Genomic DNA, 25,233 nt, shown 5'->3' with positions numbered 1-25,233 from the left:
TTACATCATCGTTGCGCGATCCTGCGTAACCCTCGTCCTAGGGATATGTGCGCAGGGCCGGTCAGCCTGCCGGCAGCGCCTGCAGGGCCGTGCGCACCGCCTCGTCGAGGGTTTCCAGGGGGCAGGCCAGGGCCGCACGCGCGCCGCCGGGCACCTCGCGCAGGCGGTTGCCCCAGATCGGGTTCGGGTAGTGGCTGTCCCAGTCGAAGCGGGCGATCACGTGCCAGTGCAGGTGCGGCACGACGTTGCCGAGCGTCGCCAGGTTGACCTTGGCCGGCGCGAGCCGCGCACGCAGAACCCGCTCGATCGCCGAGACGGCACGCATGCACTGCTGCTGCCCGCCTTCGTCCAGGTCGGTCCATTCGGCGACATGGGCCTGCCAGATGACGCGGTAGAAGGCCGGGAAGTCCTCGTCGTCGACCCGCACGACGCGCCAGGCGGCGGTCTGCAGGATCAGCCGCCCGCCGGGGGACCGGCACAGTTCACAATCGGGACGCGTGGCAAGAGGGGAAGCGACGGACATGGTCGAGGAGGCGGGCAGGACGCAAGGAGCGCCATTATCGGCGCAGGGCGGGGCCGGGAGCGAGCGGCTCGCGCTCGCCCGCCAGGCGCTGGCGGCGGCCGACTTCCGCGCCGCGGCGGACCACCTGCAGGCCGCGATGCAGGCGCTGCCGGCCGGGCTGCAACCGTCCGCCTCGATGCGACTCGCCCTGGCCTGTGCGCTGGCGGCCACCGGTGCACTGCGGGAGTCCACCGACGTCGTGCGGCGCATCGCCGCCCCGGCGCGCAACGCGCTGCTGCGCGATCCCCGCACCGACCGGGCGCTGGCCGAGGTGCTCGCGGTGGGCTGGGACGCCCACCAGGTGCAGGCATTGCTGTGCGCCTACGCGATGCGCATGGGCCGATGGGGGTACCGGGCCGGCTTCGTCGAGGCGCTGCACGCCATCGCCGGGATGCGTGCCGGCGTGCCGCTGCACCGCTCGCTGGTGTTCGACGCCTTCTCGTTCGGCCAGCCGGACGCGCTGGTCGCGGCGCTGAGCGCCCGCTTCGCCGAGGACCGCGGCGCGCGCCCGCCCCCGCCGCCGGCGAAGTCCCTGCCGGACGACGGCCGGCGCGTGCGGGTGGCGCTGCTGTCCGGCGAATGGCGCCGCCACCCGACCTGCATGCTGCACCGCGACCTGGTCGCCGCCCTCGACCGCCGCCGGCTGCACCTGACCGCCATCCACCTGGATCCGGTCACCGACCACCACACCGAGGACCTGCGCAGCCTGTGCGACGACTGGCTGCACTGGCCGCAACCCGACCCGGCCGCGGCCGCCCGGGCCATGCGCGAGCGCGGCTTCGACATCGTCTGGGTGCTGGGCAGCTTCCAGCAGACCCCGGTGGCCGAGGTGCTGGTGCATCGGCCGGCGCCGCTGGCGATCAACGGGCTGGCCTCGTACTACCCGCACGGCCCGGCGCTGGTCGACTACACCGTGATCGACCCGCTGACCGTGCCGCCGACGGTGCGCCCCCACTGGCGCGAGGCGCTGGTCCTGCTGCCCGCCTCGGCCTACGTGCTCGGGCCGGTGCCGGCCGAGCCGCCGGTCACGACCACGCGAGCCGCACTGGGCTGGCCCGAGGACCGGCTGGTCCTCGCGGCGCCGCACCAGGCCTACAAGCTGTCGCCGGAATGCGCCGCGCTGTGGTCGGCGGTGCTGCGGCGCTGCCCGGATGCGCTGCTGTGGCGCGTGCAGGGGCCGGCGCTGGCCGAACGGCACTGGGCGCAGGCGCTGCAGGCGCACGGGGTCGATCCGGCACGGCAGATCGTCACCCCACCGGTCGGCTGGGCCGAGCACCAGGCGCGGCTGGCCTGTGCCGACCTGTTCCTCGATGCCACCCCGATGGGCGGGCACACGACGCTGCTCGAGGCCCTGCGCCAGGGCGTGCCGGCGGTGACGCTGCACGGCCCGGGGCCGGCCGGGCGCATCGGCCATGCGCTGCTGGACGCGTTCGGCCTGCGCGAGGGCTGCTGCGCCGACGCGGCAGGCTACGTGGAGACGGTGGTGCGCTGGGCGCAGGACCCGGCGGTGCGCCGGCGCTGGCGCGAGGTGCTGGAGGCGCGCCGGCCGGGCGGCCGCGGGCCGCTCAGCCCGAGCCTGGACCCGGCGCGCCACGCGCGCTGGTGGGAGGCACTGCTGCTGCACGCCTGGCAGCGCCACCGCGCCGGGCTGCCGCCGGCCTCGTTCACGGTGGAAGACCAGGAGCTGGTCCGCCCCGCCCCCTGAAGGCGCGGGGCCGGCGCCGGCCTCAGACCAGCACGCGCTCGATGCCGCCGGCGTTGGCGCGCGCCACGTACTGCGGCAGCCAGTCCTCGCCGAGGATGCGGCGCGCCATCTCGACCACGATGTAGTCGGCTTCCAGCAGGCCGTTGTCCAGGTCGTTTCCGTAGCGGGAGAGGCCCTGCAGGCAGCTCGGGCAGGAGGTCAGGATCTTGATGTTGTCGCGCTCGCCGACCGCGCCGCTGGCGCGCAGCGCCGCCTCGCCCTTGCGGATCTCCTCTTCCTTGCGGAAGCGGATCTGCGTGGAGATGTCCGGGCGCGTGACGCCGAGCGTGCCCGACTCGCCGCAGCAGCGGTCGCTCTTGAGCACCTGCTCGCCCACCAGCGCCTTGACCGTCTTCATCGGATCCTGCTGCTTCATCGGGCTGTGGCAGGGGTCGTGGTACAGGTACGCGCCACCGCCCTCCAGCCTGATGCCCTTTTCCAGCAGGAACTCATGGATGTCGACGATGCGGCAGCCGGGGAAGATCTTGTCGAACTCGTACCCCTGCAGCTGGTCGTAGCAGGTGCCGCAGCTGACCACCACGGTCTTGATGTCCAGGTAGTTCAGCGTGTTGGCCACGCGGTGGAACAGCACCCGGTTGTCGGTGATGATCTTCTCGGCCTTGTCGAACTGGCCCGAGCCGCGCTGCGGGTAGCCGCAGCACAGGTACCCGGGCGGCAGCACGGTCTGCACGCCCGCATGCCACAGCATCGCCTGCGTGGCCAGGCCGACCTGCGAGAACAGGCGCTCCGAGCCGCAGCCGGGGAAGTAGAACACCGCCTCGCTGTCGACGCTGGTGCGCTGCGGGTCGCGGATGATCGGGACGTACTCCTTGTCCTCGATGTCCAGCAGCGCGCGCGCCGTCCTGGTCGGCAGCCCGCCCGGCAGCTTCTTGTTGACGAAGTGGATCACCTGCTCCTTGATCGGGGCGGTGCCCACGGTCGCGGGCGGGTGCGCGGTCTGGCGCTTGGCCAGGCCGCCGAGAAGGTCGTGCGCCAGCCGCTGCGCCTTGAACCCGACGCCGACCATGGCCGTGCGGGCCAGCTTGATGGTCTGCGGGTTGGTCGCGTTGAGCATGAACATCGCCGCCTTGTTGCCGGGGCGGAAGCTCTTCTTGCCCATCTTGCGCAGCAGGTTGCGCATGTTCATCGACACGTCGCCGAAGTCGATCTTCACCGGGCAGGGCGTGACGCACTTGTGGCAGACCGTGCAGTGGTCGCCCACGTCCTCGAACTCCTCCCAGTGGCGGATCGACACGCCGCGGCGCGTCTGCTCCTCGTAGAGGAAGGCCTCGATCAGCAGCGAGGTGGCGAGGATCTTGTTGCGCGGGCTGTACAGCAGGTTGGCGCGCGGCACGTGCGTGGCACACACCGGCTTGCACTTGCCGCAGCGCAGGCAGTCCTTGATCGACGCGGCGATGTCGCCGATGTCGCTCTGCTGCATGATCAGCGACTCGTGCCCCATCAGCCCGAAGCTCGGCGTGTAGGCATTGGTCAGGTCCGCGTACATGCCGGGCTCGCGCATCAGCTTGCCCTTGTTGAAGCGGCCGTGCGGGTCGACGCGCTTCTTGTAGTCGATGAAGTCGCGCAGCTCCTCGTCGCTCAGGAACTCGAGCTTGGTGATGCCGATGCCGTGCTCGCCCGAGATCACGCCGCCCAAGCTGCGCGCCAGCTTCATGATGCGGCCGACCGCCTCGTGCGCGGTCTGCAGCATCTCGTAGTTGTCGCTGTTGACCGGGATGTTGGTGTGCACGTTGCCGTCGCCGGCATGCATGTGCAGCGCCACCCAGACGCGCCCGCGCAGCACCTCCTTGTGGATGCGCTTGCACTCCTCGATGACGGGCGCGAAGGCCGCGCCGGCGAACAGCGCCTGCAGCGGCTTGAGCACCTGGGTCTTCCACGAGGCGCGCAGGCTGTGGTCCTGCAGCTGCTGGAAGTAGGTGCGACCGTCCGGCTGCGGCACGTCCAGCTGCACCATCCAGCCATGCCACAGCTCGCGCGTGGCGCGGATCAGGTCCAGCGCCTGGTGCACGCGGTCCTCCAGCAGCTCCGCGCTGGGGATCTCGCTCGCGTCGTCGGTCTTGCCCAACGGCAGGTGGCCGGCCGAGAAGAACTTCTCCAGCGCGTCCAGCAGCTGCAGCTTGTTGCGCAGCGACAGCTCGATGTTGATGCGCTCGATCCCCTCGGTGTACTCGCCCATGCGGGGCAGCGGGATCACCACGTCCTCGTTGATCTTGAAGGCGTTGGTGTGCCTGGAGATCGCCGCGGTGCGCTTGCGGTCCAGCCAGAACTTCTTGCGCGCGTCCGGCGAGACGGCCACGAAGCCCTCGCCCGAGCGGCTGTTGGCCATGCGCACCACCTCCGAGGCGGCGCGCGCGACCGCATCGGGGTCGTCGCCGACGATGTCGCCGATCAGCACCATCTTGGGCAGCGTGCCGCGCTTGGACTTGGTCGCGTAGCCGACCGCCTTCAGGTAGCGGTCGTCCAGGTGCTCCAGGCCGGCCAGGATCGCGCCGCCGCGCTTCTGCTCGGCGAACATGTAGTCCTTGATCTCGACGATGGCGGGCACCGCATCCTTGGGGTTGCCGAAGAACTCCAGGCACACCGTGCGGGTGTGCGCCGGCATGCGGTGCACCACCCAGCGCGCCGAGGTGATCAGGCCGTCGCAGCCTTCCTTCTGCACGCCCGGCAGGCCGGCGAGGAACTTGTCGGTGACGTCCTTGCCCAGGCCTTCCTTGCGGAACTTGCGGCCCGGGATGTCCAGCCGCTCGGTGCGCACCAGCGTCTTGCCGTCGGCCTCGTAGTAGCGCAGCTCGAAGCTGGCCACGTCGACGTCGTGGATCTTGCCGAGGTTGTGGTTCAGGCGCACCACCTCGAGCCACTGCGCCTCGGGCGTGACCATGCGCCAGGAGGCCAGGTTGTCCAGCGCGGTGCCCCACAGCACGGCCTTCTTGCCGCCGGCGTTCATCGCGATGTTGCCGCCGATGCACGAGGCCTCGGCCGAGGTCGGGTCCACCGCGAACACGAAGCCGCCGCGCTCGGCCGCATCGGCCACCCGCTGGGTGACCACGCCTGCCTCGGTCCAGATCGTCGGCACCGGCCGGTCCACGCCCGGCAGCGAGACGAACTCGACCTCGGACATGCGCTCGAGCTTCTCGGTGTTGATGACGGCCGACTGCCACACCAGCGGCACCGCGCCGCCCGTGTAGCCGGTGCCGCCGCCGCGCGGGATGATGGTCAGGCCCAGCTCGATGCAGCCCTGCACCAGCCCGGCCATCTCGGCCTCGCTGTCGGGCGTCAGCACGACGAAGGGGTACTCGACGCGCCAGTCGGTCGCGTCCGTCACGTGCGAGACGCGGCTCAGGCCGTCGAACTTGATGTTGTCGCGCGCGGTGTGGCGGCTCAGCACCTTCACCGTGCGGCGGCGCAGCTCGGCGATCTGGTCGAACTGGTCGGCAAAGGCCTGCACCGCGGCCCGGGCGGCATCCAGCAGCTCGCCGACCAGGGCGTCGCGCGCCGCGTCGGCCCCCGGCGTGCGGCGGCGCTCGATCTCCTGCAGGCGATGGTGCAGGGCCTCGATCAGCAGGCGGCGGCGCTTGGGGTTGTCCAGCAGGTCGTCCTGCAGGTAGGGATTGCGCTGCACCACCCAGATGTCGCCCAGCACCTCGTAGAGCATGCGCGCCGAACGCCCGGTCTGGCGCTCCTCGCGCAGCCGGTTCAGCACCTCCCATGCGCGCGGCCCGAGGATGCGGATGACGATCTCGCGGTCGGAGAACGAGGTGTAGTTGTAAGGAATCTCGCGCAGGCGGGGCGCGGCGTGCGCGTCCTGCAGGCCGTTCGGATCGGCCGCGATGTCCTTCAGGGGAAGCGGTGCGTTCATGGGCGCCGGGCGCAAAGGCTCGTGGGGGGTTGTAACTGCGCTTAAACCGTGATGGTATCGCAGGCGCTTTTTCCGCCCGGCCGCCCCGGGAAACCTCCGGCCGTGCGAATGGCGCCCGAAATGCTTCCAAGTGGGGCTAACCCGGTTGTTCGCCACCCCGCATCTGTGTGAGAAACGTCGCTGTCATACATCGGTACCAGACTGTGCAGGCAGGGCTCCCGTACCCGCCTGCGTCCTATTTGGAGTGAGCATGAAAGTGAAATCTGTTGCGCTGGCTTCGACCCTCGCCGCCGCCGTGTGGTGCGCGCCTGCCCACGCCCAGATCGAGATCCAGTGGTGGCACGCCATGGGCGGTGCCCTCGGCGAATGGGTCAACGATCTGGCCAAGCAGTTCAACGAAAGCCAGAACGAGTACCGCATCGTTCCGACCTTCAAGGGCTCGTATGACGAATCGATGACCGCGGCGATCGCCGCCTTCCGCGCCGGCAACGCCCCGCACATCCTGCAGGTGTTCGAGGTCGGCACGGCCACGATGATGGCCTCCAAGGGCGCCATCAAGCCGGTCGGCGAGGTGATGCGCCAGGCCGGGCTGAAGTTCGACCCGAAGGCCTACATCCCGGCCGTGGCGGGCTACTACACCGCCCCGAACGGCGAGATGCTGAGCTTCCCGTTCAACAGCTCGACCACCGTCTTCCACTACAACAAGGACGCCTTCAGGGAAGCCGGCCTGGACCCGGAGAACCCGCCCAAGAGCTGGCCTGAAGTCGCCCTGGCCGCCGCCAAGCTGAAGGCCGCCGGCCACAAGTGCCCGTTCACGACCAGCTGGATCAGCTGGACCCAGCTGGAGAGCTTCTCGACCTGGCACAACGTCGAGTTCGCCACGCTGAACAACGGCTTCGGCGGCACTGCCACCCGGCTGTCGTTCAACTCGCCGCTGCACGTGCGCCACTTCGAGAACCTGGCCAACATGGCCAAGCAGGGGCTGTTCGTCTACAAGGGCCGCGGCAACTCGGCCGACGGCACCTTCGTCTCGGGCGAGTGCGCGATGATCACCGGCTCCTCCGGCCTGTACGGCAACATCAAGCGCAACGCCAAGTTCGCCTCCGGCACCTCGGCGCTGCCGTACTACCCCGACGTGCCCGGCGCGCCGCAGAACACCGTGATCGGCGGCGCCAGCCTGTGGGTGATGGCCGGCAAGAAGCCCGAGGAATACAAGGGCGTGGCGCAGTTCTTCGCCTTCCTGTCCAAGCCCGAGGTGGCCGCGGCCAGCCACCAGCGCACCGGCTACCTGCCGGTCACGCTGGCGTCCTACGAGCTGACCGAAAAGAGCGGCTTCTACAAGGAGAACCCCGGCACGGACGTGGCCGTCACGCAGATGATCCGCAAGACGACCGACAAGTCGCGCGGCATCCGCCTGGGCAACTTCGTGCAGATCCGCACCATCATCGACGAGGAAACCGAGCAGATCTGGGCCGGCCGCAAGACCGTCAAGGAAGCCCTGGATGCGGCCGTCAAGCGCGGCAACGAGCAGCTGGAGCGCTTCCAGCGGTCCGCCAAGCTCTGACCTGCGCTCACCCGAGTATCCTGTGTGCCCTCCCGGTACCCCCGGGAGGGCTTTTCGATTGCTGACGGGCCGTCACCCGGCCCGTCGCCCGCCTCATGGAAAAACGCGTCCGTTTCCGCTCCCGGTGGCTGCCCTGGCTGCTGATCGCGCCCCAGATGGCCATCGTGCTGGTGTTCTTTTTCTGGCCTGCGGCGCAGGCGCTCTACCAGAGCGTGCTGCAGCAGGACGCCTTCGGGATGTCGGTCGAGTTCGTCGGCCTGGAGAACTTCCAGCGCCTGCTGGACGACCCGACCTACATCGATTCGTTCAAGACCACCGCGCTGTTCTCGGTGCTGGTGGCCGTGTGCGGCCTGTCGGTCGCGCTGCTGCTGGCCGTGATGGCCGACCGCGTGGTGCGCGGCGCCGCCGTCTACAAGACGCTGCTGATCTGGCCCTACGCCGTCGCCCCGGCGGTGGCCGGGGTGCTGTGGCTGTTCCTGTTCGCCCCCTCGATCGGCGTGATCAGCTACGCGCTGCAGTCGCTCGGCTACGACTGGAACCACCTGCTCGACGCAGGCGATGCGATGACGCTGATCGTCATTGCCGCGGTCTGGAAGCAGATCTCCTACAACTTCCTGTTCTTCCTGGCCGGGCTGCAGTCCATCCCGCGCTCGCTGGTCGAGGCCGCGGCCATCGACGGCGCACGGCCCTGGCGGCGCTTCTGGACCATCGTGTTCCCGCTGCTGTCGCCGACCACCTTCTTCCTGCTGGTGATCAACGTCGTCTACGCCTTCTTCGACACCTTCGCGATCGTCGATGCCGCCACCCAGGGCGGGCCGGGCAAGGAGACCGCGATCCTGGTCTACAAGCTGTACTACGACGGCTTCAAGGCGCTGGACATGGGCGGCTCGGCCGCGCAGTCGGTGGTGCTGATGGTCATCGTGATCGTGCTGACCGTCATCCAGTTCCGCTACATCGAACGCAAGGTGACCTACTGAGCAAGAACCCGGCGGCCGGCCGGGCCGCACGACGGCCCCCGGCCTGCCCCACGCATGGAGCTTCCATCCGATGAACACGTTGACGATCGCTGCAGGAGACCGGCATGGTTGAGCGGCGTCCGGCATTGACGGTGCTGTCGCACCTGATCCTCATCCTCGGGGTGCTGATCGTGGCCTTCCCGGTCTACGTGACCTTCGTCGCGTCGACCCAGACCGCCGAGCAGATCGCCCAGTCGCGCCCGCTGTCGCTGCTGCCGGGCGACCACATGATCGAGACCTACAGCCGCGCCTTCTTCGGCGGCAAGGGCGACTACGGCAGCACCAAGGCGCCGGTCGGCCAGATGCTGTGGGTCAGCTTCGTGATGGCGATGGTGATCGCCATCGGCAAGATCGCGATCTCGCTGCTGTCGGCCTTCGCGGTGGTGTACTTCCGCTTTCCGCTGCGGAGCCTGTGCTTCTGGATGATCTTCGTCACCCTGATGCTGCCGGTGGAAGTGCGCATCGGCCCGACCTACGAGGTGGTCAGCAACCTGGGCATGCTCAACACCTACGCGGGCCTGACGGTGCCGCTGATCGCCTCGGCCACCGCGACCTTCCTGTTCCGGCAGTTCTTCCTCACCGTGCCCGACGAGCTCGTCGAGGCCGCGCGCATGGACGGCGCCGGGCCGATGCGCTTCTTCAAGGACGTGCTGGTGCCGCTGTCGGCCACCTCGATCGCGGCACTGTTCGTCATCCAGTTCATCTACGGCTGGAACCAGTACCTGTGGCCGCTGCTGGTCACCACCAGCGAGGACATGACGCCCATCGTCATGGGCATCAAGCGCCTGGTGGCCGGCGAGGCCTACACCGAGTGGAACGTCGTGATGGCCACCGCGATGCTCGCGATGGTGCCGCCCGCGCTGGTGGTGCTGCTGATGCAGAAGTGGTTCGTCAAGGGCCTGGTCGATTCCGAGAAATAACCCATCGTTGCTTCACTCATGGCATCCATTTCGCTGCGACACGTCATCAAGCGCTACGGCACCGGCCCCAAGGCCAATCAGGTCATCCACGGTGTCGACGCCGAGATCGCCGACGGCGAGTTCATCGTCATCGTCGGCCCGTCGGGCTGCGGCAAGTCCACCCTGCTGCGCATGGTGGCCGGGCTGGAGGAGATCACCGAAGGCGAGATCGCCATCGGTTCGCGCGTGGTCAACAACCTGGAGCCTTCCGAGCGCGACATCGCGATGGTGTTCCAGAACTACGCGCTGTACCCGCACATGACGGTGTACGACAACATGGCCTACGGCCTGAAGATCAAGCGCCTGCCCAAGGACGAGATCCGCCGCCGCGTCGAGAAGGCCGCCGCGATCCTGGAGCTGGGCCACCTGCTCGACCGCAAGCCGCGGCAGCTCTCCGGCGGCCAGCGCCAGCGCGTCGCGATGGGCCGCGCCATCGTGCGCGAGCCGCAGGTGTTCCTGTTCGACGAGCCGCTGTCCAACCTGGACGCCAAGCTGCGCGTGCAGACCCGGCTGGAGATCCAGAAGCTGCACCGCGAGCTGGGCATCACCTCGCTGTTCGTCACCCACGACCAGGTCGAGGCGATGACGCTGGCCCAGCGCATGATCGTGATGAACGCCGGCCGCATGGAGCAGTTCGGCACGCCCGAGGAGGTCTACGCCCGCCCGGCCACCACCTTCGTCGCCGGCTTCATCGGCTCGCCGCCGATGAACCTGCTGGAAGGCGCCGCCGAGGGCGGCCGCTTCCACGGCGAGGGCACGGCGCTGGAGCTGCCGGCCGGCACCCCGACACCCGCCGGCCGCGCCATCCTCGGCGTGCGCCCGGAGCACCTGTCGGTGCAGGCCGACGGCAACGGCTGGCCGGTGACCGTGGAGATGGTCGAGGTGCTGGGCGCCGAGCGCCTGGTCTACGGCAAGCTGGGCCCGTGGGCGGTCGTCGTGCGCACCGACGACAGCCAGCTGCACCCGCAGGTCGGCCAGACCCTGCACGTGCGCCCGCACCCGGGCAAGCTGCACTGGTTCGACGCCGAACGTCACACCCGCATAGAGCCCGCCGCATGACGACGAAGCTGGAGCCCTGGCCCTACCCGCTGTGGATCGCCCACCGCGGCGCCGGCAAGCTGGCGCCCGAGAACACGCTGGCTGCCTTCCGCGAAGGCGCGGCGCACGGCTACCGCATGTTCGAGTGCGACGCCAAGCTGAGCGCCGACGGCACCCTGTTCCTGCTGCACGACGCGACGCTGGAGCGCACCACCGACGGCCAAGGCGTGGCCGGCGACCGGCCCTGGGCCGAGCTGAGCCGGCTGGACGCCGGCGGCTGGCACGGCCGCCGCTATGCCGGCGAGCCGGTGCCGACGCTGGAGGCGCTGGCGCGCTACGTGCTGCGCAACGGCTTTTTCCTCAACATCGAGATCAAGCCCACGCCCGGCCACGAGGAGGCCACCGGCCGCGCCGTCGCCGAGGCCTGCGCGCGCTGGTGGCGCGACAGCCGCCACCCGCCCGCCGCGCTGCCGCTGCTGACCTCCTTCAAGCCCGCCGCGCTGCAGGCGGCCCGCGCCGCACAGCCGCAGCTGCCGCGCGGCCTGCTGCTCGACCACTGGCGCGACGGCTGGCGCGACGAGGTGCGCGCGCTCGAGTGCGTGGCCGTCGTCGCACACTGGAGCATGCTGGACGCGGCCACGATCGCCGAGGTCCACGCACTGGGCTGCCGCGCGCTGGCCTACACGGTCAACGATCCCTGCGAGGCGCAGCGGTTGCTGGCTGCCGGCATCACCGGGCTGATCACCGACGCGGTGGACCGCTTCTCGCCCGGCACCACCGTGCTCGACTGAGCCGTCCCCTCCCCCGACAGGCACCCGCAAGTACCCGCGCGCGACGCCGCCCTATGCCGGGGCGCGCTGGACGCGCGCGGCCATGCATGTCCTAATCGTCAGCGGTGAGGGACTGGCGGCGCCCCGACCTGCCGCACCGGCGGCGGTGCGCCGTGAAAGGCGATCGAGATGCGCTTGGCAGTCCTGTCCGCGCTGCTGCCCCGGCCGGCCCTGCGCCGCGCACTGGCGTGGCTGCTGTGCTGCGCGCCGGCCTGCATCGCCGCCCTGCCGGCACCGGGCTGGGGCGCCCCCGGCACCGTCACCCAGGTCACCATCGACGGCCCGATCGGCCCGGCCACCGCCGAGCACGTGCGCCGCGGCCTGGAGCACGCCGCGCGCGACGGCCACCGCCTGGTGATCCTGCAAATGGACACGCCGGGCGGCCTGGACACCTCGATGCGCGAGATCATCAAGACCGTCCTCGCCTCGCCGGTGCCGGTGGCGAGCTACGTCGCCCCCGGCGGCGCCCGGGCGGCCAGCGCAGGCACCTACATCCTCTACGCCAGCCACGTCGCCGCGATGGCCCCGGGAACCAACCTGGGCGCGGCGACCCCGGTGGCGATCGGCGGACCGCCGGGCGGCGAAGCACCGCGCCCGTCCGCGCCGCCTGCCTCGGCACAGGCGCCCGCTTCGGCCCCCGGCTCGGCGCTGGAGCGCAAGCAGGTCAACGACGCGGTGGCCTACATCCGCGGGCTGGCGCAACTGCGCGGCCGCAACGCCGACTGGGCCGAGCGCGCGGTGCGCGAGGCGGTCAGCCTGCCGGCGGCAGACGCCCTGGCACAGCGGGTCATCGACCTCGTCGCCCCCGACGTCGACAGCCTGCTGCGGCAGGTCGACGGGCGCACGGTGCAGGTGCAGGGCCGCGAGGTGAAGCTGGAGACCGCCGGCGCCACGGTCGTGCCGCACGAGGCCGACTGGCGGGTGCGCCTGCTGGCGGCCCTCACCCACCCCAGCGTGGCGCTGATGCTGATGATGATCGGCATCTACGGCCTGTTCTTCGAGTTCTCCAACCCCGGCGTCGGCATCCCGGGCGTGCTGGGCGGCATCTGCCTGCTGCTGGCCTTGTACGCCTTGCAGCTGCTGCCGGTCGATTACGCCGGCCTGGGGCTGGTCCTGCTGGGCGTCGCGCTGATGGCCGCCGAGGCCTTCGCGCCCAGCTTCGGCGTGCTCGGCCTGGGCGGGGCGCTGGCCTTCGGCATCGGCGCGGTGATCCTGATCGACACCGACGCGCCCGGCTTCGGCATCCCGCTTGCCTTCATCGTCACGCTGGCCGCCGTCAGCGCGCTGGTGATCGGCGCGATCGCGACCATGGCGCTGAAGGCGCGTCGCCGCGCGGTGGTCACCGGCGACGAGGCGCTGGCCGGCAGCCTGGCCGAGGTGCTGGAAACCGACGCGGAAGGCGCCTGGGTGCTGCACGCCGGAGAGCGCTGGCGCGCGCATGGCACGGCCCCGCTGCGGCCGGGGCAGCAGGCCCGGGTGCTCGGCCGGCGCGGGCTGGTGCTGGAGGTCGAGCCGCTCGACGGCGACCACTCCCCGACACGCACGACAGGAGGCAGACCATGATCTTCAACTTCGGTTTCGGCGGCATCGTGATCCTGGCGCTTCTCGCGCTTCTGGTCTCGGCCCTGCGCATCCTGCGGGAATACGAGCGCGGGGTCGTGTTCCAGCTGGGCCGCTTCTGGAAGGTCAAGGGCCCGGGACTGGTGTTCGTGATCCCGGGCATCCAGCAGATGGTGCGCGTGGACCTGCGCACGCTGGTGCTGGACGTGCCCAAGCAGGACGTGATCTCGCGCGACAACGTCTCGGTGCAGGTCAACGCGGTGGTCTACTTCCGCGTCGTCGACCCGCAGAAGGCCATCATCCAGGTCGAGAACTACGCCAACGCGACCAGCCAGCTCGCGCAGACCACGCTGCGCGCGGTGCTCGGCAAGCACGACCTGGACGAGATGCTGGCCGAGCGCGAGCGGCTCAACATGGACATCCAGCAGGTGCTGGACGCGCAGACCGACGCCTGGGGCATCAAGGTCTCGAACGTGGAGATCAAGCACGTGGACCTGGACGAATCGATGGTGCGCGCGATCGCCCGCCAGGCCGAGGCCGAGCGCGAACGGCGCGCCAAGGTGATCCACGCCGAAGGCGAGCTGCAGGCCTCCGAAAAACTGATGCAGGCCGCGCAGATGCTGGCGCGCGAGCCCGGCGCCATGCAGCTGCGCTACATGCAGACGCTGGGCTCGATCGCGCACGACAAGACCAACACGATCGTGTTCCCGATGCCGGTGGATCTGCTGGCGGGGTTGGCCGAGGCGCTCAGGCCCAGGGGACAATCTTGAAGGCCGTTTGTGCCGGGGAGGGGCTGCACCGCCCCAGCAGGGACCCGTTGGGGTCACGCACCCGACAGGAGGGCGGGCTCGGCACCACCAGAGCGCCAGATCTGCCGCTATTGATCTTTCGCCCAAGCGCTCTGCACTGCGCGCCCGCGCGGTGCGAGGTGTTCGCGCTGGAATGCGTCGCGGCCGTCTTGCACAAGAGCTGCGTTTGCCTCAGCGAAGGGGTGCGGGAGGCGCCCCCCTGTGCCGACCAGACCGAACGGTCACGCCGCAGCCCCCCTCAGCTAAGGATCGAAGCCCAGCCCCCACGTGACCGGCCTTCGGTGCTCGCCCGGCCCGGCTTGCCGATCCGGCCGTCGGTGGTCATCATTGCCCGACACAGGAGGGCGTGGCCGTGGTGTCCAGGTACCGTCGTCGCAAGGCCGACATCGAAAAGCCGACGTTCCGGTTCCGGCGGGCCGCCCCGGTGGCTGCCGCGGACGCGTCCGGCGGGGACTGCGACACGCCCCGCACCGGGCCCTTGGGGCCTCGGGTGGTCGTCGGCCTGGATGCGCTCTCGCGCTGGATCACGGCCGGCGCACTGCTCCTGCTGCCGCTGGTCGCCCTCGGCTTGATCGTCGCCGGGGTGCTGTCCGGGCTGTCGACCGAGAAGCTGCAGATCGACAAGGTGGACCTGCCGGAACGCCTGGTGCAGGCCGGGATGTCGTCCGAACGGGTCGAGCTGGCGGTGCAGGCGGCGCTCGAACGGCTCGTGCAGCAGGAGGCCATCGGAAGCCCGGAAGGAAGTGGCCGTGCCCCTGACGTGCTGAAACTGCGCGACCCCGTGTCCCTGCTCCACCGGCAGGGGACGGAGGTGGTGATCGCCGGGCAGTTCATCTCGACCCGCCGCGCGGCGTTCCAGGTGCAGCGCTTTCTCGGGATCGGCCGCTTGCAGGCGATGGTCACGCTGCGGGTGGCCGAAGCGCGCGACGGGCTGGACCTGCACGTGCACTACCGCCCGACGCAGGGCGAGGACCGGTTCTGGCGGATGTCGGTGCGCGAAGGCTTCGGGCTGCTGGACGAGCGCGGCGCGCCCTTGCAGCAGCTCGCCATGGAGGTGTTGCTGCACTTCCATCCCTTCCGCGCCATCGAGCTGCTGATGGCGCGCGACTGGCACCGGTGCCGCTGCGTCTCGCCCGCCACCGTCGAGCGCATCCAGCAGCATTTCGACGGGCTGGGCGACTTCGAACTCTTCCAGCTGGTCCAGTACATCGAGGCGTTCCGGCTGCCCGATGCCGCCACGCTACTGCAGTTCGACCCGAGCGAGCAGGGGGACCTGGCGCGGCTGGTGCTCCGCGCACGCCTGCGCCTGCCGGAAGCGCCCTGGCGCGAGGCCGCAAGCACCCGGCAGGCGCGGTTCAGCGTCCAGTCGACAGGGACCGACTGCCTGGCGATGGCAGACAAGCTGCAGCGGCTGGCCGGCACACGGCGGGACCAGGCACTGTACGGAACCAGGGGGCTCGTCCATGTGGCCGAGTGCATTGCGAGCGCGCAGGACCTGGCAGCCCTGCGGCAGCTGCACGCACGGGGCGGGCCACGTGGCATCGATGGGTCTGCCTGGCGAGATGAACTGCCCTACCTCGTCACGGCCCAATTGCTGGTGCGGCCCGGCCAGGCGGACCCGGCGCAGCAGCGCTTCCGCGAGGCAGCCAAGGCCCTGATCACCGACGAGACGGTGCGGGCCGCACTCGCCGATCTCGAGGCCTGGGGCATGGAGACGACCGCCATGGGGAGCGTGTCCGGGGCCTCGGCCGCAGACACGACCTCCCTGCAAGCCGGTTTCGAGCGCCTCCAGATGCGACAGGCCGAACTACAGCTCGGCCCCACCTGCCGACTGGCGACGGACGAACCGTGGTCGTTTGCCGATGCGCGTTGCCGGCTCGCACCGGACGCGCAGGTGGACCCCGTGGTGCCGGACGACCTGACGACGTTGTTCGTTGCGCCGGAAAGCGCGCTGGTGAAATGCACCGTGTCGCTGGTCGCACGCCCGGGTCAAGACCTGGCACCGGTGTGCCTGGCGGGAGCCCACTGGAAGCTGGGCCGCGTGGACGTCGCCTGGGGCTGGTTCCAGCAGGCCATGGCGGCACAGGCTGCAGCGCGGCAGGACGAGTTCGGCCTCCTCGACGCGCCGGTCGCACGCGAGACGCTCTTCGGCGGCGCGGCGTGGGCGGGGCTGCACCTGGGTGCCGACGGGCGCACTGTCGCGGACCTGCTCCGGCTGGCAGGCCCGGGGTCCGACGAGGGCAGCGCGTCGGCCCGGCTGTGGGCGATGGGCGTGACCTGCCGCGCCGCTGCCGCGTCCTCCGTCACGCCCGGTTTCGTCGACCGCCCAGCCGTTCCCCGGGCAGAACTCGACCCCCTCGCTGACCGGGTGCCCTGGATCGTGGCCGAGCGAGGCCGGCGCGCCCTGGCCCGCGGCGATCACGCGGGGGCGCGCGAAGCGGCAGCGTCCCTGCTGGTGGCGTCGCGCAAGGAGCCAGCCTCCTTTGCGCATCCTGACCCGGTGGATCCCCGCGCCTTCGAGGGCCACCTGCTGATGGGACTGGCGCTCCTCGGGCAGGGCCATCGGGAACGGGCTCACGAAAGCTTCGGAAAGGCTGTTGCCTTGCGCCCCTATTCGGTCGAAGCGAACGTGTTGCGCTCCACGGCGTTCGACATGCCGCCGCACCCGGGGCATCGCCACCCCTGCGTGCCGGCCGGGGAACGGTACGCCGGCAGCCAGGCACTGCAGGACTTCCATGCGCACGAGGCGATCGTCGTGCCGGTGCCGGGTCGATCCGGTGTCCAGGCCCTGCAACGGCGACCGCCCTGACCGTGGCAGCGGCAACGGCGTCGCACGGGCCCGGTTTCAACGCGCAAACACCCACATCAACGCGAACGTCATCACGACGTAGCGCAGGAACTTGCCGATCGCCATGTACAGCACGCAGGGCCAGAACGGCAGCTTGAGCCAGCCGGCAACCACGCACAGCGGGTCGCCCAGCACCGGCAGCCAGGACAGCAGGCAGGCGCGCGGGCCGAAGCGTTCCAGCCAGCCGAGCACGCGGTGCTGCACCGTGCGGTGCGTCATGCGCTCGTAGGCCACCTCGGCGCCGTAGCCCATCCACCAGCAGATCGCCCCGCCCAGGGTGTTGCCCAGCGTGGCGACCGCGATGCCCGGCCACAGCATGGCAGGGTTGAGCCGCACCAGGCCGTACAGCGCGGGCTCGGAGCCCACCGGCACGATGGTGGCCGAGATGGTCGCGACGACGAACAGCGTCGTCAGCCCGTACTCGGGCAGTGCCAGCAGGTCGAGCAGTCGTTGCAGCCACCATTCCATGGGGCGCGATTATCGCGACGGGCCGCAACCGCATGCGGCGCGGCCCCGGCGCCCTTCGTTGCCGCGATCCTTGGAACACCCCGACCGCAGCGCGGCACGGCGCATGCCGGTGCCGACGGGAGATGCATTTCATCTGTTGAAAGGTGCGACGGCTATACTTTGCCTCCTTTTTCAGCACCCCTTCCCACGCCGTTCCTCCCATGCGCCTCGGCCCGTTCGAACTGCCGAATCCGCTTTTCGTCGCGCCCATGGCCGGGGTGACGGACCGGCCATTCCGGCAGCTGTGCAAGCGGCTCGGCGCGGGCTATGCGGTCAGCGAGATGGTGACCTCGCGGCGCGACCTGTGGAACAGCCTCAAGACCTCGCGCCGCGCCAACCATGACGGCGAATCGGCGCCGATCGCGGTGCAGATCGCCGGCACCGAGCCGATCATGATGGCCGAGGCCGCGGTCTACAACATCGAGCGCGGCGCGCAGATCATCGACATCAACATGGGCTGCCCGGCCAAGAAGGTGTGCAACAAGTGGGCGGGCTCGGCGCTGATGCAGGACGAGGCGCTGGCCGCGCGCATCGTCGAGGCGGTGGTCACGGCCTGCACGCCGCACGGCGTGCCGGTGACGCTGAAGATGCGCACCGGCTGGTGCCAGCAGCACCGCAACGCGCTCGTGATCGCGCGCGCCGCGGAGGCCGCGGGGGTGGCGATGGTCACCATCCACGGCCGCACGCGCGAGCAGGGCTACAAGGGCCGGGCCGAGTACGACACCATCGCCGCGGTCAAGGCCGCGCTGCGCATCCCGGTGGTGGCCAATGGCGACATCGACTCGCCGCAGAAGGCCCGCGAGGTGCTGCAGCGCACCGGCGCCGACGCGCTGATGATCGGCCGTGCGGCGCAGGGACGGCCCTGGATCTTCCGGGAGATCGCCCATTACCTCGCCACCGGCGAGCACCTGCCGCCGCCGCGCGTGCCGGAGGTGCGCCAGTGGCTGGTCGAGCACCTGCATGACCACTACGCGCTGTACGGCGAGTACGCCGGGGTGCGCACGGCCCGCAAGCACATCGGCTGGTACGTGCGCGGCCTGCCCGGCGGCGAAGCGTTCCGCCGCGCGATGAACGCACTCGAGACCTGCGACGGACAGCTGCAGGCCGTCCACGACTACTTCGATCAACTGGCCGCGTCGCACGAACGGCTGCCCGAGCCGCAGCCCGCCGACGACGATGCCCTGACCCTGGAAGCAGCATGAGCAAGAAGAACATCGAAGAGTGCATCCGCGCCAGCCTGGAGGCCTACTTCAAGGACCTGCGCGGCGAGGAGCCGCACTCGATGTACGAAATGATCATCCACGTGGTCGAAAAGCCCCTGCTGGAAACCGTGATGCAACATGCGGACGGCAACCAGTCGCGCGCGGCCGAGTGGCTCGGCATCAACCGCAACACGCTGCGCCGCAAGCTGGTGGAACACAAGCTGCTGAAGTGATGGCCGCCGGCGGCCCGGGACGCCTGCGGCACACCCGGCCCCGCCCTCCCCGAATCCCCCAAGAAACCCGAGACCACGAACATGCAAGCCCTGCTCTCCGTATCCGACAAGACCGGCATCGTCGAATTCGCCCAGTCGCTGCACGCGCTCGGCGTCAAGCTGCTGTCCACCGGCGGCACCGCGAGGCTGCTGGCCGAAAAAGGCCTGCCGGTGACCGAGGTGTCCGAGGTGACCGGCTTCCCCGAGATGCTGGACGGCCGCGTCAAGACGCTGCACCCGCGCATCCACGGCGGCCTGCTGGCCCGGCGTGACCTGCCCGAGCACATGGCCGCGCTGCAGCAGCACGGCATCGACACGATCGACCTGCTGATCGTGAACCTGTACCCGTTCAAGCAGGCCACCGCGCGCCCCGACTGCACGCTGGAAGACGCGATCGAGAACATCGACATCGGCGGCCCGGCGATGCTGCGTGCCGCGGCGAAGAACTGGCAGGACGTGGCGGTGGTGATCGATCCGGCCGACTACGCGCGCGTGCTGGAGGAGCTCAAGGCCGGGCAGATCCAGCGCAGCACCAAGTTCATGCTGGCCAAGAAGGTGTTCGCGCACACCGCCGCCTACGACGGCATGATCACCAATTACCTGACCTCGCTGGCCGAAGGCGCCGAGAACGCCACCGCGGCCGTGCCTCAGCGCAGCGAGTACCCGGCGGTGTTCAACCTGCAGCTGCACAAGACGCAGGACATGCGCTACGGCGAGAACCCGCACCAGAGCGCGGCGTTCTACCGCGACGCCGCCCCCGTGGCCGGCGCGCTGGCGCACTACCGCCAGCTGCAGGGCAAGGAGCTGTCCTACAACAACATCGCCGACGCCGACGCCGCGTGGGAATGCGTCAAGACCTTCGACGCGCCGGCCTGCGTGATCATCAAGCACGCGAACCCCTGCGGCGTGGCGGTGGGCGCCAACGTCGCCGAGGCCTACGCCAAGGCCTTCAAGACCGATTCGACCTCGGCCTTCGGCGGCATCATCGCGTTCAACCAGCCGCTGGACGGCGCGGCCGCCGAGCTGGTGGCCAAGCAGTTCGTCGAGGTGCTGATCGCCCCGGCCTACACGCCCGAGGCGCTGGCCGTCTTCAAGGCCAAGCAGAACGTGCGCCTGCTGGAAGTGCCCCTGGCGCACGAGCCGAACCCGTTCGACCTCAAGCGCGTGGGCGGCGGCGTGCTGCTGCAGTCGGCCGACGCGAAGAACGTGGCCGCCGGCGAGCTGCGCGTGGTGACCGCCAGGCAGCCGACCCCGCAGCAGATGGAAGACCTGCTGTTCGCCTGGAAGGTGGCCAAGTTCGTCAAGAGCAACGCCATCGTGTTCTGCGCCGGCGGCATGACGCTGGGCGTGGGCGCCGGCCAGATGAGCCGCATCGACTCGGCCCGCATCGCCTCGATCAAGGCCGAGAACGCCGGCCTGTCGCTGCAGGGCTCGGCGGTGGCGAGCGACGCCTTCTTCCCGTTCCGCGACGGCCTGGACGTGGTGGCCGATGCCGGCGCGACCTGCGTGATCCAGCCGGGCGGCAGCGTGCGCGACGAGGAAGTGATCGCCGCGGCCAACGAGCGCGGCATCGCGATGGTGTTCACCGGCACGCGCCACTTCCGCCATTGAGTCCCGGCCGGCGGCCTGCGGCGCGCCCGCGAGGGGCAGGCCGCGGGCACGCCGCCGACGGGGCGCCGGCCCGCCCGGCGCCCCCTTCCCCGCACCCGCTACCATTCAGCGCATGACGCTGCCCGAAGCCGTCGGCCTGCTGCTGTCCTTTCTCGTGCGCCTGATCACCGGTGCCCAGGGACACTGGCACGGCTCGGTCCCCACCGCCGAACAGCGCATCTACTTCGCCAACCACCAGAGCCACCTGGACTGGGTGCTGATCTGGTGCGCGCTGCCGGCCGAGCTGCGCGCGCGCACGCGCCCGATCGCCGCGAAGGACTACTGGACCTCGAACCGCCTGCGCCACTGGATCACGCGCGAGGTGTTCAACGCGGTCTACGTGGACCGCCACCGCACCGAGGACCAGGACCCGCTCGAGCCGCTGGTCGCCGCACTGAGGAACGGCGACTCGCTGGTGATCTTTCCCGAGGGCACGCGCGGCCACCTCGACGAGCCGCAGCCGTTCAAGTCCGGGCTGTACCACCTGGCGCAGCAGTTCCCCGAGGTGCAGCTGATCCCGGCCTGGATCGACAACGTGCAGCGCGTGATGCCCAAGGGCGAGGTGGTGCCGGTGCCGATCCTGTGCTCGGTGACCTTCGGCGCGCCGATGCAGCTGCTGCCCGGCGAGGACAAGCGCGCCTTCCTGGAGCGGGCCCGCGAGGCCGTGATCGCCCTGCGGCGCATCGAGAGGGCGGCGTGAGATGAACCTGTTCCGGCAGATGCGGGCCTGGTCGGCCAGCGAGCAGATCGCCCTGCTGTTCGTGATCGTGTTCGGGCTGCTGCTGCTCGCCACCGTGGCGGGCATGGTGATGAGCCTGCGCGCCGCCGACGCCACCGCGCTGGCGCGCGTGGACCGCTTCAAGAAGCAGCTGCGCACCTCCTGGGTGATGGTCACGGTGTTCTGGATCGCCTGGGTGTCCGGCAGCGTCGGCTCGGTGATCCTGTTCGGGCTGGTGTCGTTCCTCGCGCTGCGCGAGTTCATCACGCTGGCGCACACGCGGCGCGGCGACCACCGGGGGCTGATCCTGGCCTTCTTCATCGTGCTGCCGCTGCAGTACTACCTGGTGGCGGCGCGCTACTTCAACCTGTTCTCGGTGTTCATCCCGGTCTACGTGTTCTTCGTGATCCCGGTGATCAGCGCGCTGGCCAACGACCCCGAGCGTTTCCTCGAACGCAACGCCAAGATCCAGTGGGGCATCATGGTGTGCGTGTATGGTCTCAGCCACGCCCCCGCCCTGCTGCTGCTCGACTTCCCCAAGTACGAGGAACGCGGCGCCTTCCTGCTGTTCTTCCTGGTGATGGTGGTGCAATCCTGCATGCTGCTGATGAGCTACGTGGCGCGACACTACCGGCTGGCGCCGGTGGCGCCGCGCATCAGCGCCTCGTTCTCGTGGCGCGCCGCGCTCAACGGCGTGCTCGGCGGCAGCGTGATCGGCGCGTTCCTCTACTGGATCACCCCGTTCAAGGCCGGGCAGGCCTTCGCGATGGCGCTGATCGCCTGCACCGCCGGCACCCTGGGGCATTTCGTGATGAAGGCACTGAAGAAGGACGCGGGCGTGCATTCCTTCGGCGGCGAGGGCCGGCTGGTCACCGGCGGCATCGGGCTGCTGGACCGGGTCGCGCCGATCTGCTTCGCTGCCCCGGTGTTCTTCCATTCCGTACGCTGGTACTTCAAGCTGTGATGCCCCGCACCCCGCCCACGGAAATCCAGGCCCTGCGCGTGCTCGGCATCGACCCCGGCCTGCAGACCACCGGCTTCGGCGTGGTGGACGTCGAGGGCCCGCACCTGCACTACGTGGCCAGCGGCACGATCAAGACGCGCGACGCCGCGCAGGGCGACCTGCCGGCTCGGCTGAAGATCATCTTCGAGGGCGTGCGCGAGGTGGTGAACCGCTACCAGCCCAACGTAGCCTCGGTCGAGATCGTGTTCGTCAACGTCAACCCGCAGTCGACGCTGCTGCTCGGCCAGGCGCGCGGTGCCGCGCTGGCCGGCCTGGTGAGCTGCGACCTGCCGGTCAACGAATACACCGCGCTGCAGATGAAGAAGGCCATCACCGGCCACGGGCTGGCGCGCAAGGAGCAGATCCAGGAGATGGTCGCGCGGCTGCTCAAGCTGCCCGGCCTGCCCAGCAAGGACGCGGCCGACGCACTGGGGCTGGCGATCTGCCACGCCCACGCGGGTGCCTCGTTCGCAGCCCTCACCCGTGCCGGCGGCCAGCTCAACCGCCGCACGCACGGGCACTACAAGGGCGGGCGCACCTACTGAAGGGGCCGCCCGCCCCGCGGCGGCCTCACTCGGTCGGCGCGCCGGCCTGGAACCAGCGCGCGACGAGCGCGCGCTCCTCGTCGGTCATGCCGGTGGCGTTGTTCAGCGGCATGGTGCGCTGCACCGCCACCTGCTGGTACACCGACTGCGCATGGCGCCCGAGCAGCTCGGCCGTGTGCAGCGCGACGTTCTTGTTCTGCAGCTGCTCGTTGTGGCACAGCACGCAGCGCTGGTCGATCACCGTGCGCACCTCGGCGTACGACGGCGGCGGCAGCGAGACCGTGGCTTCGGTGCGGGGCTCGGGCGCGATCCACGCCGCCACGCCCGCCAGCAGCACCACGCCGGCCAGCGCCGCGCCCCAGGGCGGGCGCACGCCCTGCACCTTGGCCTGGTGGCGTGCGACGAAGAAGTGGCGGATCAGCGCGCCGGCCAGCATCACCAGCACCAGCACCAGCCAGTTGTGCTCGTGCGCGTAGAGCATGCCGTAGTGGTTGCTGATCATCGCCACCAGCACCGGCAGCGTGAAGTAGGTGTTGTGCACGCTGCGCTGCTTGCCGCGCTGGCCGTGGATCGGGTCGACCGGCTGGCCGGCCTTCATCTGCGCGATCACCTTGCGCTGGCCGGGAATGATCCAGAAGAACACGTTGGCGCTCATCGCCGTGGCCATCATCGCGCCGACCAGCAGGAAGGCCGCACGGCCCGCGAACAGCTGGCAGGCCAGCCACGACGCCAGCACCACGACCGCGAACACCAGCACGCCGACGATCAGGTCGCCGTGGCGGCGCTGGCCGAACAGGCGGCACACCGCGTCGTAGACCAGCCAGAACACCACCAGGAAGGCCAGGGCGCCGGCCACCGCCATGCCCGGCGACCAGTCGTGCACGGTCTTGTCGACCAGGAAGGTGCCGGCGTTGAAGAGGTACAGCACCGTGAACAGCGCGAAGCCGGTCAGCCAGGTGGAATAGCTCTCCCAGTAGAACCAGTGCAGCTTCTCGGGCAGCTGCTTCGGCGCGACCAGGTACTTCTGCGGGTGGTAGAAGCCGCCGCCGTGCACCGCCCACAGCTCGCCGTCGACGCCCTTGGCCCTGAGGTCCGGGTCGGTCGGCGGGGTGAGGCTGTTGTCCAGGAAGACGAAGTAGAAGGAAGACCCGACCCACGCGATCGCGGTGATCACGTGGGCCCAGCGCAGCAGCAGGTTGGCCCAGTCAAGCAGATAGGCGTCCATGCCTCGATCTCTCTTTGAGGCCCGGGCAGGCCGGGCCGGTTCACCTTACCACTGCGGGCTCTGTAAGGGCGACCGTCGCAACCGGGGCATGACGCGTTCGGTGCGCATGCGCCGGGCTCCGCGGCGACGTTGTCACGGTGTGCTGCTCAGCTGCCCCGGTAGGTCGAGTACGCCCAGGGACTCGCCAGCAGCGGCACATGGTAATGCTGGCCGGCATCGGGGATGCCGAACTCCAGCGGCACCTCGTCCAGGAACGGCGTGTCCGGCAGCGCGACGCCGCGCTGGCGGAAATAGGCCGCCACCGCGAACACCAGCCGGTAGCGCCCCGACACGAACGCCTCGCCCTGCAGCAGCGGCTCGTCGGCGCGGCCGTCCGCGTTGAGGGTGACGGACTTCAGCAGGTCGGCCCGGTCGCCGTCCAGGCGGTACAGGCGTACCGCCATGCCGGCGGCCGGACAGCCGTGCACGGTGTCCAGTACATGAGTGGTCAAGCGGCCCATCGAACAGCGCCTTGCAGAAAAGGTTTGAAATTGACGCCAAAGTGTATACAGTTCTGCGTACACATCAAGACCTGTTTTGCATCCCGACCCCGCCATGGCCCGCTCGCGCGACCCCGCCGCCCCCGCTGCCGCTGCTGCCGGCAGCACCACGCAGCGCATCGTCGAGTCGATCACCACGGCGATCGTCGAGCGCCGGCTGATGCCAGGCACCAAGCTCGCGGAGCAGAAGATCGCAGACATCTTCAAGGTCTCGCGCACCGTGGTGCGCCAGGCGCTCAACCAGCTCAGCCGCGACAAGCTGATCACCCTGCACCCCGGGCGCGGCGCCTTCGTCGCGCGCCCGAGCGTCGAGGAGGCGCGCCAGGTGTTCGAGGTGCGCAACATGATCGAGACCGCGATGGTGCGGCGGCTGGCCGCCTCGATCACGCCGCAGCAGGTGGCGCAGCTGCGCGACCACCTGCGGCGCGAGCAGGCCGCGGTGCAGCGCACCGACGTGCCCGGGCGCACCCGGCTGCTGGCCGAGTTCCACGTGGTGCTGGCGCGCCTGCTGGGCAACGAGGTGCTGGCCGAGATGCTGCGGGACCTGGTGTCGCGCAGCTCGCTGATCTCGCTGATGTACCAGTCCGCCCACTCGGCCGAACATTCCTCGGACGAGCACGTGGCCATCGTCGACGCGCTGGAGCGCGGCGACGCCCGCGCCGCGGTGCGCCTGATGGAAAGCCACCTGCACCACGTCGAGCACAACCTGCGCCTCGATCCCCGCGTGCCCGACCTCGAGGCCGCGCTGACAGCCCTGGAGTGACC

At 70.1% G+C, this 25,233-nt stretch carries 21 protein-coding genes; 16 read left to right on the top strand and 5 right to left on the bottom strand.

Annotated elements, in window-relative coordinates; translation table 11 throughout:
• Positions 1-61: 61 nt before the first annotated feature.
• Positions 62-523: an HIT family protein gene (locus IS481_RS04960; protein ID WP_104356137.1), complete on the bottom strand. Its 462-nt coding sequence runs from the start codon at positions 521-523 to the stop codon at positions 62-64.
• Here IS481_RS04960 and IS481_RS04955 point away from each other — a divergent pair.
• On the top strand, positions 522-2,267 hold the full coding sequence (locus IS481_RS04955; protein WP_132765685.1) for an O-linked N-acetylglucosamine transferase family protein: 1,746 nt from the start codon (positions 522-524) through the stop codon (positions 2,265-2,267). The two genes, IS481_RS04960 and IS481_RS04955, sit on opposite strands and share 2 nt — an antisense overlap.
• Before the next feature lie 22 nt (positions 2,268-2,289).
• On the opposite strand, the gene IS481_RS04950 is transcribed toward IS481_RS04955, so the two are convergent.
• Positions 2,290-6,183: a DUF3683 domain-containing protein gene (locus IS481_RS04950; RefSeq protein WP_104356135.1), complete on the bottom strand. Its 3,894-nt coding sequence runs from the start codon at positions 6,181-6,183 to the stop codon at positions 2,290-2,292.
• Between the two features lie 250 nt (positions 6,184-6,433).
• Between IS481_RS04950 and ugpB the strand changes: the two genes are divergently transcribed.
• The 8 genes from ugpB (at position 6,434) to IS481_RS04910 (ending at position 16,768) form a co-directional block, all read left to right on the top strand.
• Positions 6,434-7,747: a sn-glycerol-3-phosphate ABC transporter substrate-binding protein UgpB gene (ugpB, locus tag IS481_RS04945; RefSeq protein ID WP_104356205.1), complete on the top strand. Its 1,314-nt coding sequence runs from the start codon at positions 6,434-6,436 to the stop codon at positions 7,745-7,747.
• Between the two features lie 95 nt (positions 7,748-7,842).
• A complete protein-coding gene (gene ugpA / locus IS481_RS04940; RefSeq protein WP_104356134.1) occupies positions 7,843-8,724 on the top strand; it encodes a sn-glycerol-3-phosphate ABC transporter permease UgpA in 882 nt (293 codons plus the stop codon).
• Positions 8,725-8,828: 104 nt separating this feature from the next.
• Positions 8,829-9,683, top strand: coding sequence for a sn-glycerol-3-phosphate ABC transporter permease UgpE (ugpE, locus tag IS481_RS04935; protein ID WP_104356133.1), 855 nt, complete (start codon positions 8,829-8,831; stop codon positions 9,681-9,683).
• An 18-nt stretch (positions 9,684-9,701) separates the two neighbouring features.
• Complete coding sequence (locus IS481_RS04930) at positions 9,702-10,781, top strand: sn-glycerol-3-phosphate import ATP-binding protein UgpC (protein ID WP_104356132.1); 1,080 nt, start codon at positions 9,702-9,704, stop codon at positions 10,779-10,781.
• Complete coding sequence (gene ugpQ, locus IS481_RS04925; RefSeq protein WP_104356131.1) at positions 10,778-11,551, top strand: glycerophosphodiester phosphodiesterase; 774 nt, start codon at positions 10,778-10,780, stop codon at positions 11,549-11,551. Before IS481_RS04930 ends, ugpQ begins: the two co-directional genes overlap by 4 nt.
• Before the next feature lie 168 nt (positions 11,552-11,719).
• Entirely contained in the window at positions 11,720-13,153 is a 1,434-nt protein-coding gene (locus tag IS481_RS04920; protein WP_104356130.1) for an NfeD family protein, read from the top strand.
• Positions 13,150-13,920: a slipin family protein gene (locus IS481_RS04915; protein ID WP_104356129.1), complete on the top strand. Its 771-nt coding sequence runs from the start codon at positions 13,150-13,152 to the stop codon at positions 13,918-13,920. The genes IS481_RS04920 and IS481_RS04915 overlap by 4 nt, the downstream gene beginning before the upstream one ends.
• A gap of 385 nt (positions 13,921-14,305) precedes the next feature.
• Positions 14,306-16,768, top strand: a complete 2,463-nt coding sequence (locus IS481_RS04910) for a hypothetical protein (RefSeq protein WP_104356128.1) — start codon at positions 14,306-14,308, stop codon at positions 16,766-16,768.
• A gap of 36 nt (positions 16,769-16,804) precedes the next feature.
• Here the strand turns inward: IS481_RS04910 and IS481_RS04905 are convergent, their stop codons facing one another.
• Entirely contained in the window at positions 16,805-17,275 is a 471-nt protein-coding gene (locus IS481_RS04905; protein ID WP_104356127.1) for a YqaA family protein, read from the bottom strand.
• 200 nt (positions 17,276-17,475) lie between these two features.
• Here IS481_RS04905 and dusB point away from each other — a divergent pair, with 200 nt between their 5' ends.
• The 6 genes from dusB (at position 17,476) to ruvC (ending at position 22,704) form a co-directional block, all read left to right on the top strand.
• The gene (gene dusB, locus IS481_RS04900) at positions 17,476-18,516 is read left to right on the top strand and encodes a tRNA dihydrouridine synthase DusB (RefSeq protein ID WP_104356126.1); all 1,041 of its coding nucleotides are present in this window, start codon (positions 17,476-17,478) and stop codon (positions 18,514-18,516) included.
• Complete coding sequence (locus tag IS481_RS04895) at positions 18,513-18,749, top strand: Fis family transcriptional regulator (protein ID WP_104356125.1); 237 nt, start codon at positions 18,513-18,515, stop codon at positions 18,747-18,749. The genes dusB and IS481_RS04895 overlap by 4 nt, the downstream gene beginning before the upstream one ends.
• Before the next feature lie 81 nt (positions 18,750-18,830).
• Entirely contained in the window at positions 18,831-20,399 is a 1,569-nt protein-coding gene (purH, locus tag IS481_RS04890) for a bifunctional phosphoribosylaminoimidazolecarboxamide formyltransferase/IMP cyclohydrolase (protein ID WP_104356124.1), read from the top strand.
• Between the two features lie 112 nt (positions 20,400-20,511).
• Positions 20,512-21,138 carry a lysophospholipid acyltransferase family protein gene (locus tag IS481_RS04885; RefSeq protein ID WP_104356123.1) on the top strand — a complete coding sequence of 209 codons (627 nt, stop codon included), beginning with the start codon at positions 20,512-20,514 and terminating at the stop codon, positions 21,136-21,138.
• 1 nt (position 21,139) lies between these two features.
• A complete protein-coding gene (locus IS481_RS04880; RefSeq protein WP_104356122.1) occupies positions 21,140-22,120 on the top strand; it encodes a phosphatidate cytidylyltransferase in 981 nt (326 codons plus the stop codon).
• A 32-nt stretch (positions 22,121-22,152) separates the two neighbouring features.
• Positions 22,153-22,704, top strand: a complete 552-nt coding sequence (gene ruvC / locus IS481_RS04875) for a crossover junction endodeoxyribonuclease RuvC (protein WP_104356204.1) — start codon at positions 22,153-22,155, stop codon at positions 22,702-22,704.
• A 25-nt stretch (positions 22,705-22,729) separates the two neighbouring features.
• On the opposite strand, the gene IS481_RS04870 is transcribed toward ruvC, so the two are convergent.
• Positions 22,730-23,929, bottom strand: coding sequence for a urate hydroxylase PuuD (locus IS481_RS04870; protein WP_104356121.1), 1,200 nt, complete (start codon positions 23,927-23,929; stop codon positions 22,730-22,732).
• 146 nt (positions 23,930-24,075) lie between these two features.
• Positions 24,076-24,429: a hydroxyisourate hydrolase gene (gene uraH, locus IS481_RS04865; RefSeq protein ID WP_104356120.1), complete on the bottom strand. Its 354-nt coding sequence runs from the start codon at positions 24,427-24,429 to the stop codon at positions 24,076-24,078.
• Positions 24,430-24,523: 94 nt separating this feature from the next.
• Here uraH and IS481_RS04860 point away from each other — a divergent pair, with 94 nt between their 5' ends.
• Complete coding sequence (locus IS481_RS04860) at positions 24,524-25,231, top strand: GntR family transcriptional regulator (protein WP_104356119.1); 708 nt, start codon at positions 24,524-24,526, stop codon at positions 25,229-25,231.
• Positions 25,232-25,233: the final 2 nt, after the last annotated feature.

Source organism: Caldimonas thermodepolymerans (assembly GCF_015476235.1).
Classification (GTDB): Bacteria; Pseudomonadota; Gammaproteobacteria; order Burkholderiales; family Burkholderiaceae_C; genus Caldimonas; species Caldimonas thermodepolymerans.
Note: the sequence above shows the minus strand (reverse complement) of the source record. Positions and strands in the feature narration are given on the sequence as shown.